Below are 12,823 nucleotides of genomic sequence, written 5' to 3'. Positions count from 1 at the left end.
TCACACCGTCTCTATCAACATCGCGCCGCCCTGCCCGCCACCGATGCATTCGGTGGCGACGCCGCGCCTGGTGCCGAGCCGCTTCATCGCATTGACCAGATGCAGCACGATGCGGTTGCCGCTGCAGCCTACGGGATGGCCAAGGCTGATCGCGCCGCCATCGACGTTCAGCTTGGCGCGATCGATCTCGCCGGCCGCGCCGTCAAGTCCCAGAATCTCGCGGCAGAATTTGTCGTCATTCCAGGCGGCGAGGCAACCCAGCACCTGCGTCGCAAACGCCTCGTTCAACTCCCAGGTCTCGACGTCCTGCAACGTCAGCTCGTTGCGCTTGAGCAGCGCGCTTGCCGACAGCACCGGACCGAGGCCCATGATCGAGGGATCGAGCGCCGACCACTGGCTGTCGAGGATGACAGCCTTCGGCGTCAGCCCGTGCTTTGCAACGGCGGCTTCGGACGCCAGGATCACCCAGGAGGCGCCATCGGTGATCTGCGAGGAATTGCCGGCGGTGACCTGGCCCCACGGACGCTCGAACACCGGCTTCAGCTTCGCCAGCGTCTCCGCTGTCGAGTCCGGGCGGACGCCGTCGTCATGGTCGTAGAACTTGCCGTCGCGGGCGAATGCGGTCTCGACCTCGCCCTTGAGGAAGCCTTCCTTTTGCGCGTTGGCCAGCCGCTGGTGGCTCTCGGCGGCGTAGGCGTCGGACTGGGCGCGGGTGATGCCGAAGAGGTGCCCGACCTTCTCGGCGGTCTGCCCCATGTTGAGCTCGGTGATCGGGTCGGTCAGCCCGCGCTCGAGGCCGATGATCGGCTTGAAGTAGCTCGGCTTGACCTTCAGCGCGGCGGCGATCTTGGCACCTAGACCCTTGGCGCCGGCAAAGCCGGCAAACCAGCGCACGCCGGAATTGGGCCAGACCAGCGGTGCGTGGCTCAACGCCTCGGCGCCGCCGGCGAGGATCAGATCGGAGGTGCCCTCTCGGATATAGCGGTAGCCGGTGTCGATCGACTGCATGCCGGAGCCGCAATTGATCTGCACTGTGAAGGCGACCATCTTCTCGCCCATGCCAAGCCGGAGTGCTGCGACCCGCGCCGGGTTCATCTCGTCGGCGATCACGTTGACGCAGCCGAGGATCACCTGATCAAAGGCGGTGGGCGCAAACGGCTGTCGCGCCAACAGCGGCCGGCCGCATTGCACGGCGAGATCGACCGGGGTGAACGAGCCGGGACCGGAGCGCGCCTTCAGGAACGGCGTCCGGCTGCCGTCGACGATAAAGACTTGTCGCGCCATCAGCTCGCCGCCCTCTGCTCACCCAGTTCCTGGAAGAACTGATGCACGTCGGCGGTTTTCTTGTAAATCGGGGACAGCGCCTCCGGCGCAAAATCATCGACCTCGATGACTTTTGCGACGGCCTCGTGGGCGGCGGCAAGCTTCTCGCCGTCGGCCTCGGTGATGACGCCCTTCTTGACGCCCTCCTTCCAGTCATGCAGCCGCGCCGCGCGCAGCTGCTTGGCGGCATCGTCGGCCTCGGTGACGAGGCGGAAGGCCTTCTCCAGCCGCGCGATGCCGCCATCATCCTCGACAAAGGCGAGGTCCGGCGTCAGGCGGTCGCGTGCCGCCGACGGCGACAGCACGAGTTGCGCGCAGAGATGCACGACACGATCAGACGGACCGGTGACGCGAGCGCCGAACGGCTGGATCAGGAATTTCAGCATCCAGCCGACAAAGCGGTTCGGCAGATTGGCGAGGATTTCCGCAAAGCGGTTCTCGATGGTCTTGAAGCCCGACGCCATGCACCATTGCAGCGCCGGAAGATCTTCCTTCTGACGGCCCTCGTCCTGCCACCGCTTCAGCGCGGCCGACAGCAAATAGAGCTCGGAGAGGATATCGCCGAAGCGGGCGGAGAGCATCTCCTTGCGCTTCAGCGCGCCGCCGAGCGTCAGCAGCGCCATGTCGGCGCAGAGCGCGAACGCCGACGAATAGCGCGACAGCTGGCGATAGAATTCGGTGGCCTCGCCGGCGTCAGGCGCCGGTGCGAACAGACCAAAGCTCCAGCTGCGGCCCCAGGCGCGGAACATGGTCGCAAAGCTGTGGCCGACATGCTTCCAGAACGCGGTGTCGAACGCAGTCAGGCCCTTGTCGCGATCGGCCTCGCCGAGCGCATTCATCTCCTGCAACAGATAAGGATGCGCACGGATTGCGCCCTGCCCGAACACGATCAGATTGCGGGTCAGGATGTTGGCGCCCTCGACCGTGATGCCGACCGGCACCGAGCGATAGAGCCCACCGAGATAGTTTTGCGGCCCGTCGATCACGGCCTTGCCGCCATGGATGTCCATGGCGTCGTCGATCGCGGTCCGCATCCGCTCGGTGGCGTGCAGCTTCATGATGCCGGAGATGACGGCGGGATGATGCCCCTCGTTCAGCGCGGCGCAGGTCAGCCGCCGCGCGGCGTCGAGCAGATAAGCCGTACCGGCAATGCGTGCCAGCGGCTCCTCGATTCCCTCGAATTTCGAGATCGAGATGCCGAACTGCTCGCGGATGCGGGCATAGGCGCCGGTGGTGCGCGCGGCATAAGCGGCGCCGGCGGCCGACAGTGACGGCAGTGAGATGCCGCGGCCGGCGGCGAGCGCCGTCATCAGCATCTTCCAGCCCTGGCCGATCCGCTCTTGGCCGCCGATGATGTAGTCGAGCGGGATGAAGACATCGCGGCCCCAGTTCGGGCCGTTCTGGAACACCTGCATTGCCGGCAGATGGCGCTGGCCGATCGAGACGCCGGGCAGATGGGTCGGGATCAGCGCAACGGTGATGCCGAGCTCTTCCTCGCTGCCGACCAGGTGATCGGGATCATAGGCCTTGAAGGCGAGGCCGAGCAGCGTTGAGACCGGGCCGAGCGTAATGTAGCGCTTGTGCCAGTTCAGCTTGAGGCCAAGCACCTCGCGGCCTTCGAAATTGCCCTTGCAGATGATGCCGGTGTCGATCATCGAGGCGGCGTCCGAGCCGGCCTCCGGGCTGGTCAGGCCGAAGCACGGAATGTCCTGGCCGGCGGCCAGGCGCGGCAGCCATCTGTCCTGCTGCTCCCTGGTGCCGAAGCGCATCAACAACTCGCCCGGCCCGAGCGAGTTCGGCACCATCACGGTGACGGCCGCGGTCAGCGAGCGCGACGAAATCTTTCGCACCACTTCGGAATGCGCATAGGGCGAGAAGCCGAGCCCGCCGAATTCCTTCGGGATGATCATGCCGAAGAATTTCTTGGCCTTGATGAAGGCCCACACCTCGGGCGGCAGATCGCGCCATTCCCAGTTGATCTTCCACTCGTCGAGCATCTTGCAGAGCTCGTCGACCGGACCGTGCAGGAAGGCGTTCTCCTCGTCGGTCAGTTTGGCCGGCGCGAACGTCAGCAATTTCGACCAGTCGGGATTGCCGGTGAAGAGATCGGCGTCCCACCAGACGTCGCCGGCTTCCAGTGCCTCGCGCTCGGTGTCCGACATGGTCGGCAGCACGCCACGCGCCCAGGAGAAGATCGGCTTGGTGATGAAGTCGCGGCGGAAGCTCATGGTGGGGTCCTCATGGATCGGCGGCGCGGATAGGAGCTTTATGTTGGGAGCATGATCTTCTCGAAAAACCGGTCTCCACTTTTTCGGATCATGCTCCATGTTATCCGAAAGTGCCGGTCACGGGTGAACACTTCGCCTTGCAGATAAAGCGAAATTGACGCGGCAAGGCGCCGTTTTGTTAACGGCACGCCACGCGTTCAGTTCCGAAAGCTGAGGTACGACAATCAGGTAGCGGGAGATGGCGCCGGCGGGTGAAACCAAGTTCGATCGGTCTCGCGGCAGACTCCCTGCACCTCTCCCGCTTGCGGGGGAGGTCGCATCGCATCGAAGATGCGATGCGGGTGGGGGCTCTCTCCACAATGCGACTCGTGTGTTCAACCGGCATGATTCCCGACATTTTGGACCGGCATGATCCCCGACAGTTTGGGTTAAGCGGTCTGTTCGCCCGGTTCGCGCAGCCCCTCACGAGGCGGAGCGAACCGGGTGAACAGGCCGCGGCGGTCGATGAGACCGACGTCGAGGTCGCAGAAGCGGACGACGTGGTCACCGGTATCGAGTTCGGCGATGCCGACAAGTTCGTTCACCAGCGCCTGACCGATAAAGACGAACTTGCCTTTCCATTTAATCTCCCCATTGCCGCGAACACGGCGGGCCTGGTGATCGGCGTCATACCAGGGGTCTTGCTCGCGATCCGGCATGGTGCGTTGAGATGCTCGATAGGCGTCCTCCGGCGGCCGTTGGCCCAGCGCTTCGTGAGGACGTTCCTTATTGTAATGCTCTCGGAAGGCGTCAAAGCGGGCCTGTTGCTCGGACGCATTATCTGCCGGTGGGCTCGATGTTTGCGCCTTCAAGGTGCGATGCATGCGCTCATGGCGACCGTTCTCCTGCGGCGAGGCCGGACGGATGAAGTGCGGCGTAATGCCGAGCTTCAGCCACCAGACCGACAATGTGGTGAGACCGCCGGCGCCGCGCGAGCCGAACGGCGAACCATTGTCGCAGCGGATTGCCCGCGGCAGGCCATGCTCGCGGAAAGCCCTCTCGAAGCGGGGGCGGACGCCCTCGGTCGTCGGTGCGACGATCTGCAGTTCGATCAGGAAGCGACTGTGGCTGTCAGCCACCGTCAACGGATCAATCCGGCACTGGTCGCGGGTGCGGAACCAACCCTTGAAGTCCACGCTCCACTCGTCGTTCGGCTCCTGCACCGGCGTGCAGGGACGCCGCTGGTCGAGCGGACGGCGGCGGCGCTTCACCGGCGAGATCAGCCCCGCGCGCTTGAGAATGCTCCCAATCGTCGACGCCGCCGGCCAATCGATCTCCGGCGCCTGGCGGTCAAGCAGGGCGAGCAGCTTGCGCGGTCCCAGATAGGGAAAGCGCTGCCGAGCCGCGATCACCTTCTCTGCAATCGCCGCATCGGTCGTTTGTCGGCATTGCTGCGGCGCGTGCGAACGGTCCCTGAACCACTCCGGATCGCCGCTCTGCTTCCGCTGGCGCCATGCGTAAAACGTGTCGCGGCAGATACCGTGACGGCGGCACAACTCCGACACGCTCCAGTTCCCGCTCTCGTACTCCATAAGCATCCGGATACGCTCTTCCATCCGACTGGTCTCTCTGAACGGCATCGTCGGGCCCTCCCGCCGATGCTTCTAGAAACCTGTCGGCAATCATGCCGGTCTAAACTGTCGGGTATCTATCCGGTCTGTACCGTGGAAAGAGCCCCCACCCCAGCCCTCCCCCGCAAGCGGGAGAGGGAGCGCAGTTTCCTACGCGGATACTTTAGGCAGGCCCGGCGCCCTGGGTCGCGGTGTAGACCGCGTAGAGCGACTGGCTTGCGGCCATGAACAGGCGGTTGCGCTTGGGGCCGCCGAAGGTGATGTTGCCGCAGACCTCGGGCAGCCGGATGCGGCCGAGCAGCTTGCCTTCCGGCGACCACACCGTCACGCCGCTGTAGCCGACCGCGCGGCCGGCATTACTCGAGCACCAGACATTGCCGTTGACGTCGCAGCGGATGCCGTCGGGTCCGCACTTCACGCCGTCGATCGTGAAATCGCTGAAGCGCTTACCGTTGGCGAGCTTGTTGTCGGCGCCGACATCGAACACGAAGACGTCACCGTTGCCGCCGGGGCCGGTGTCGCCCGGTCCCTTGCCGGTCGAGACTACATAGAGCTTCTTGAAGTCCGGCGAGAAGCAGAGGCCGTTCGGGTCCGGCACCTGGTCCTCGCTGACCACGAGATCGATGCGCCCGGACGGATCGATGCGATAGCAATTGGTCGGCAACTCGCGCTTGGCCGGCACGAAGCCCGCCGGCTGGCCGATCCGGGGATTGAGCTTGCCGGCCGGATTGCCTGGTCCGCCGGCGGCATCAGGCTCGCCCTCATAGAGCTGGCCGCCATAGGGCGGATCGGTGAACCAGTAGCTGCCGTCGGGATGCGCGACCACGTCGTTCGGGGAGTTCAGCCGCTTGCCTTGATAGGAATCGGCGAGCACGGTCGCGGTGCCGTCGTTCTCGTAACGCGTCACGCGGCGGGTAAGATGTTCGCAGGACAGCTGGCGGCCCTGGAAGTCGAACGAATTGCCGTTCGAGTAGTTCGACGGCGTGCGGAAGACGCTGACATGGCCGTCATCCTCCGACCAGCGCATCTGCCGGTTGTTGGGGATGTCGCTCCACAAGAGATAGCGGCCCTGCGCGCTCCAGGCCGGACCTTCCGCCCACAACAGACCGGTATGAAGCCGCTTGATCGAGGTGTTGGGCTGGGCGAGATCGTTGAACGACGGATCGACCGCGATGATGTCGGGGTCCCAGAAATAGGTGGTCGGCGCACCGCGCGGACTGAAGTCGCGCGGCGGGCTGGTGATCGTGGTCGGCGGCCCGACCGGCGCGGGGGCGTTCTGGGCCAGGGCACTACTGACGCCGGTTGCGACGGCGGCTGCCCCAACCGCCAATCCCTGGACAAGCGTTCGACGTGACACGTTCGGATCGCGCCGTTCTTGATGTGTCATCACATCCTCCCACTCTGTTGGCCGGCCGTTGATCCGGCCTGGCGCGCGGGAGGTTAGACTGCTCGCTTGGAGGTTGCGAGTGACGGATTTTCATCACTGCACGCTGAAATTTCACATTGTTGTGGTGCGGGCCGTCGTCGCGGAGCGTGCAAATGCACCGCAGAGAGCGACGTTCCTTACCTCTCCCCGCTTGCGGGGAGAGGTAAGGAACGCATCGCCAGATGCGTTCCGGGTGAGGGGGTACAGGTCTCACGACGCTCACGGCTCGCGGAGACGGCCCCTCACCCCAGCCCTCTCCCCGTGAAGAACGGGGAGAGGGAGAGGATAGCAGCACTTAATCCGGCCGGATCATCTCGAACATGTTTTCCGGCTTGATCTCGAAATAGTCGCCGCGGCGGCCGGCGCGGACGATCGGGTGGGCCAATCCGGTCTGGTAGGCGCCGTCCTTGATGAAGGCCTTGTCGATATGGACGGCGACGACCTCGCCGAGCGTCAGCCACGCCTCGGCCTTCTTGCCGTCGGCGCCCTGCAGCTGGACGATCTGGCTGACCTTGCATTCGAACGACACCGGGCTTTCGGCGACGCGCGGCACGTTGACGAGCTTGCCGGCGACCGGCGTGAGGCCTGCGAGCTTGAACTCGTCGACATCGCGCGCGACATGCGCCGCCGTCGCGTTCATGTGCTTGGCCAGATCCATCGTCGCCAGATTCCACACGAACTCGCCGGTGTCCTGGATGTTGGCGACGCTGTCCTTCCAGTTGGTGGAGGAGAAGCCGATGATCGGCGGCACGTAGCAGAAGGCGTTGAAGAAGCTGTAGGGCGCGAGGTTGACGTTGCCGCCCTTGTCGCGCGAGGAGATCCAGCCGATCGGCCGCGGCGCCACGATGGCGTTGAACGGGTCGTGCTTCAGGCCGTGGCCGTTCTTCGGCTCGTAGAAGTGCAGGTCTTTTGCGGTCACGCCTCGTTCCTCTCCACGGTAACCCGGATGGAGCGCAGCGCAATCCGGGACAGTCTCACAAGCGGAAATGGCCCCGGATTACGCTGCGCTCCATCCGGGCTACAAACCCGATTTGCCTGCAATACGGGAAGAGTCAACTGACGAAAACGTCAGTGCTGGCGCTCAATTGGCGCGGATGCGCGGCGACAGGCCGGCGATCACGAAATCGATCATCTGGTCGATGGTCGGGCCCGGCTTGGTCGCACACTGGGCGATCATCTGGGGGTGGAAGAAGCGCATCATCGCGGTGCAGGCGCACAGCGAGGCGAGTTGCAGGTCCGGGGCCTCGAACTCGCCCGACGCGGCTCCTTGCGCGATCACCTCGCCGATAATAGCGGCGATACACTCCATATGGGCGACACAGACGTCCCAGTCCTCCTGCATCGCGACCTCGACCATCTCATGCAGCTTGGAATCACCGACATAACGTTCGGTGTTCATGCGATTGATGGTCGTCATCATCTGGCGCAAGCGCGGCGCGGCCGGCCCTTCCGAGCGCGCGATGCGCTGCGCCTCGATTTCGACCTCGCCCATCAGGCCGCGCGCCACGCCTTCGTGGATCGACTTCTTCGAATCGAAGAAGCGATACACGTTGGCGGGGCTCATCCGCAGCTCTTTGGCGATGTCAGCCACCGTGGTCTTCTGGTAGCCGATCTGCCGGAACAAACGCTCCGCCACCACGAGAATCCGTTCGCGGGTGTCGGTTTCGCTATGTTCCTGGATCAGCGTCATGTTGGCCTGCTCAATCTTCAATTATTCGGCAGCCTCAGCAAGCGGAAATGCGAGTTGTCCCTTTCCTGCATGCTGCGGCGCAGTATCGGTTTGCTCGGGGCCGCTCTCCTCGAGGGTCTTGCGGAACCAGAGGGCGTAAAGGCCCGGCAGATACAGCAAGGTCAGGAAAGTCGCAACAAACAAACCGCCCATGATGGTGATCGCCATCGGGCCCCAGAACGCCGAGCGCGACAGCGGGATCATGGCGAGGATCGCGGCGAGCGCGGTCAGCACCACCGGCCGGGCACGCCGGACGGTGGCCTCGACGATCGCCTCGCGCCGGGTCAGGCCGGAGGACACGTCGCTCTCGATCTGATCGACCAGGATCACCGCGTTGCGCATGATCATGCCGGCGAGCGCGATCAGGCCGAGCAGCGCCACGAAGCCGAACGGCTGGTTGGCGACGTTCAACCCGAGCGAGGCGCCGACGATGCCGAGCGGCGCGGTCAGAAACACCAGGAACAGGCGCGAGAAGCTCTGCAGCTGGATCATCAGGAGCGTCAGCATCACCATCACCATCACGGGGAAGAGGATGAAGATCGACGCATTGCCCTTGGCCGATTCCTCGAACGCGCCGCCGGGCTCGATCCGGTAGGCAGGCTCGAGATGGGCCTGGATGTCCTTCAGCTTCGGCGAGATCTGGTTGGTGACATCGGGCGCCTGCACGCCGTCGACGACGTCGGAGCGCACGGTGATCGCCATGTCGCGGTTGCGCCGCCACAGGATCGGCTCCTCATGCGCATATTCGATCTTCGCAATCTGCTGCAGCGGAACCGCCACACCATTACGTGACGTGATGGTGAGATCGCCGACCCGGCCGAGATCAAGCCGCTCCGACGGCACCGCGCGGGCGACCACGCCGACCTTCTCGATGCCGTCGCGGATCGTGGTGACCGGCGCGCCCGAGATCAGCATCGCCAGCGCCTGCGAGACCTCTTGCGGGGTCAAGCCGAGCGCCCGCGCCCGATCCTGGTCGACGGCGAGCTTCAGGTAGGGCGACTGCTCGTTCCAGTCGAGCTGGACGTCCTTGACGTTGGGGTTCTGGCGCATCACGTCGCGCACCTGGTAGGCGATGTCGCGCACCTTGTTGGCGTCGGGCCCGATCACGCGGAACTGAACCGGGAAGCCGACCGGCGGACCGAAGTTGAAGCGGTCGACCCGGACCCGCGCCTCGTTCAGCGCACCATCGGCGGCGGCCTGCTCGAGCTTCGCCTTGATGCGCTCGCGCGCGTCGACGTTCTTGGCGAGGATCACGATCTCGGCAAACGCCTCGTTCGGCAGCTGCGGGTTGAGGCCGAGCCAGAAGCGCGGCGAGCCCTGGCCGACATAGGCGGTGTAGGTCTCGATGTCCTTGTCGTCCTTCAGCAGGCTCTCGGCCTTCTTGACTGCCTTCTCGGTGGTGCCGAAGGCGGTGCCCTCGGGCAGGCGGAGCTGCAGGAACAGCTCGGGCCGTTCCGACAGCGGGAAGAACTGCTGCTGAACGTGGCCGAACGCGACGATCGAGGCGACGAAGACACCGACGGTCGCGACCACCACCTTGACGCGATGATCGACGCACCATTGCACCACGCTGCGCAGGCCGCGATACATCCGCGTCTCGTAGATCGCGTGCGGATCGTGGTTCTGGTGCACCTTAATGTTTGGCAGCAGCTTGACGCCGATATAGGGCGTGAAGATCACCGCGACGAACCAGGAGGCGACCAGCGAGATCGCCACGATCCAGAAGATGCCGCCGGCATATTCGCCGACCGCCGAATTGGCAAAGCCGATGGGGAGGAAGCCAGCGGCTGTGACCAGCGTCCCCGTGAGCATCGGAAACGCGGTAGATTCCCAGGCAAAGGATGCGGCCTTGAAGCGGTCCCAGCCCTGCTCCATTTTCACCACCATCATCTCGACCGCGATGATGGCGTCGTCGACCAGGAGGCCGAGCGCGATGATCAGCGCGCCGAGCGTGATGCGGTGCAAATCGAGCGACATGGCATTCATCACGATGAAGACGATGCCGAGCACCAGCGGCACCGACAGCGCCACCACGATGCCGGTGCGCCAGCCGAGCGCGACGAACGAGACGAACAGCACGATGGCGAGCGCCTCGACGAAGGAGTGCACGAACTCGCCGACGGCGTGCTCGACCACCTTGGGCTGATCGGCGATCTGCTCGACCTCGACGCCCTGCGGCACCGCCTTCATGAAGTCGGCGGTGGCCTTCTCGACCTCGTTGCCGAGCTCGAGGATGTTGGCGCCCTTGGCGGTGACGACGCCGATGCCGAGCGCGGGCTTGCCTTCCTGGCGCACGGTGAAGCTCGGCGGATCGACATAGCCGTGGCTGACGGTCGCGATATCGCCGAGCCGGAACACGCGGCCGTTGCTCTCGACCGGCGTCTCGGCAACCGCCTTGACGCCGTCAAGCGCGCCGGTGACGCGCAGCGGCACGCGCTGCGACGAGGTCTCGACGGTGCCGGCAGGCGTCACGTTGTTCTGCTTGGCGAGCGAGTCGAACAGCGCCTGGGGCGTGATGCCGAGCGTCGCAAGCTTGGCATGCGAGAACTCGACATAGATGCGCTCGTCCTGGGTGCCGTAGAGGTCGACCTTGGTCACGCCGGGCACCTTCAGCAAGCGCTGGCGGAAGCCTTCCGCGACCTTCTTGAGCTGCGCGTAGTCGGCGCCGTCGCCGGTCATCATGTAGAGGATCGAATCGACGTCGGAGAATTCGTCGTTGACCACGGGGCCGAGGATGCCCGACGGCAGCTGGCCCTGCACGTCGACCAGCTTCTTGCGCAGGAGATAGAACAGATAGGGCACGTCCTTCGGCGGGGTCGAGTCGCGGAAGGTGACCTGCATCGCCGTGAAGCCCGGCTTGGAATAGGTCTGCACCTTCTCGAAGAACGGCAGCTCCTGCAGCTTCTTCTCGATCGGATCGGCGACCTGCATCTGCATTTCCTGCGAGGTCGCGCCCGGCCACATCACCGAGACGTTCACCACCTTGACGGTGAAGAACGGGTCCTCGGCGCGGCCGAGCTTCTCGTAGGAGAAGAAACCGGCGACGCCGAGCACGAGCATCAGGAACAGGACCAGCGTCGGATGGCTGACCGCCCAGGCCGAAAGGTTGAAGCGCTTCATCGAACTCTCCAAGTTCTAGATCAAGTCCCAGAACCGTTTGCGCTGATATTGCGAGGGTTAGAACGACAGCGACGACACGACCCGCACCTTCTGGGTCGGATCGAGTTTCTGCACACCGAGGGCGACGACCTTGGCGCCCTCGTCGACGCCATCAGAGATGACGACGTTGTTGCTCTCATAGGCCGTCACCTTGACCGGCTTCAGTGCGACCTCGCCCTTGTCGTCGACGATGTAGAGCGAGGGATCGCCGCCCTGGCTGTACAGCGCCGACAGCGGCAGCTTCGCTACGCGCTCGCTCGCCTTGTCGGCCAAGGTCAGGGTTGCGGTCATGCCGAGCGAGACGGCCTCGTCGGCGTCCGGCAGCGAGAACTTTGCGAGGTAGGTGCGGGTGGCGGGATCAGCCTGCGGCGCGACCTCGCGCAGTTTTGCGGCATAGGTCTTCTTCGCATCCGACCACAGCGTCACCGTGGCAACGCCCGACCTGGCACGAGCAAGAAGCGTCTCTGGGATCGCGACGACAGCTTCCTTCTCGCCAAGTCGGGCGACACGGATCGAGGCCTGGCCCGCGGCAACCACCTGGCCGGGCTCGATCATGGTCGCTGTGACGACACCTCGGGTGTCGGCCACCAGCGTTGCATAAGAGAGGGAGTTTTTGGTCAGCTCGACCGAACGCTCGGCGCGGTTCAGCCGGGCGCGGGCCTCGTCGCCGGCAGCCTTGGCGGAATCGAGCTGCGCATCGGTGGTCCAGCCCTTGGCCTTGAGGTCCTTGGCACGCTGCTCGGCGGCCGCGGCCTGCGCCAGCACGCCGGTGGCGGCGCGGAACTCGGCCTCCGCCTGCTCGGCCTGCAGCTTCAGATCGACCTCGTCGAGGGTGGCCAAGGGCTGATCGACGTCGACTGTCTGTCCGACCTCGACCAGCCGCTTGGCCACCTTGCCGGCAACCCGAAAGCCCATATCGGCTTCGATACGGGGCTTCACGGTGCCGACAAAACTGCGCTCAGGGGTTTCGGCTTCGTAATGGACGGTCGCCACCAGAACGGGGCGTCCCGGATCGGCCTTTTCGGCCGCCTTTTCATTGCAGCCGGCCAGCGCGAACACCGCAAAAGCCAGCGCGGCTCCCGTCAAGAGCCTGTAATAGCTCGAGAAAATGGAACGGGCGAACATCGGGAAATCTCCATCGGGCTGACGACTGATGAAGAGTATCGATTTATCACTGACAAATGTCAATATTCGTCAGTGATAACCAATTCGTGAGGACGGGCCGGAGTCGGGCGCGGGATCGGCGATGTTCGAGTTGGAGTTGGAACGTGGAAGATGCGTAGATGGGGTAACGGGCCGGCCGCCCGCTCGCTACGGCGCGATTTGGAAGCGCGCTCGCGAGCGGCCT

8 protein-coding genes are annotated in these 12,823 nt (G+C 64.6%); all 8 read right to left on the bottom strand.

All coding sequences use genetic code 11. The annotated features are described in order from the left end of the window. The gene (locus V5279_RS10830; RefSeq protein ID WP_338697172.1) at window positions 1–1,284 is read right to left on the bottom strand and encodes an acetyl-CoA C-acetyltransferase; all 1,284 of its coding nucleotides are present in this window, start codon (window positions 1,282–1,284) and stop codon (window positions 1–3) included. After that, complete coding sequence (locus V5279_RS10825; RefSeq protein WP_338697171.1) at window positions 1,284–3,551, bottom strand: acyl-CoA dehydrogenase; 2,268 nt, start codon at window positions 3,549–3,551, stop codon at window positions 1,284–1,286. Before V5279_RS10825 ends, V5279_RS10830 begins: the two co-directional genes overlap by 1 nt. A 428-nt stretch (window positions 3,552–3,979) precedes the next feature. Further along, window positions 3,980–5,170 carry an integrase core domain-containing protein gene (locus tag V5279_RS10820; protein WP_166203831.1) on the bottom strand — a complete coding sequence of 397 codons (1,191 nt, stop codon included), beginning with the start codon at window positions 5,168–5,170 and terminating at the stop codon, window positions 3,980–3,982. A 154-nt stretch (window positions 5,171–5,324) separates the two neighbouring features. Beyond that, a complete protein-coding gene (locus V5279_RS10815; RefSeq protein WP_338697169.1) occupies window positions 5,325–6,548 on the bottom strand; it encodes an SMP-30/gluconolactonase/LRE family protein in 1,224 nt (407 codons plus the stop codon). A 334-nt stretch (window positions 6,549–6,882) separates the two neighbouring features. Next, window positions 6,883–7,506, bottom strand: coding sequence for a flavin reductase family protein (locus V5279_RS10810; protein ID WP_338697167.1), 624 nt, complete (start codon window positions 7,504–7,506; stop codon window positions 6,883–6,885). A 162-nt stretch (window positions 7,507–7,668) separates the two neighbouring features. Continuing rightward, complete coding sequence (locus V5279_RS10805) at window positions 7,669–8,277, bottom strand: TetR/AcrR family transcriptional regulator (protein ID WP_166298752.1); 609 nt, start codon at window positions 8,275–8,277, stop codon at window positions 7,669–7,671. 21 nt (window positions 8,278–8,298) lie between these two features. Next, window positions 8,299–11,436 (bottom strand): efflux RND transporter permease subunit, encoded by a 3,138-nt coding sequence (locus V5279_RS10800; protein ID WP_338697165.1) that lies wholly within the window; start codon window positions 11,434–11,436, stop codon window positions 8,299–8,301. 57 nt (window positions 11,437–11,493) lie between these two features. Further along, on the bottom strand, window positions 11,494–12,600 hold the full coding sequence (locus tag V5279_RS10795; RefSeq protein WP_338697163.1) for an efflux RND transporter periplasmic adaptor subunit: 1,107 nt from the start codon (window positions 12,598–12,600) through the stop codon (window positions 11,494–11,496). Window positions 12,601–12,823 lie beyond the last annotated feature (223 nt).

The organism is Bradyrhizobium sp. 26S5 (assembly GCF_036923295.1).
Taxonomy (GTDB): domain Bacteria; phylum Pseudomonadota; class Alphaproteobacteria; order Rhizobiales; family Xanthobacteraceae; genus Bradyrhizobium; species Bradyrhizobium septentrionale.
This window is presented reverse-complemented; position numbering and strand designations above follow the sequence as displayed.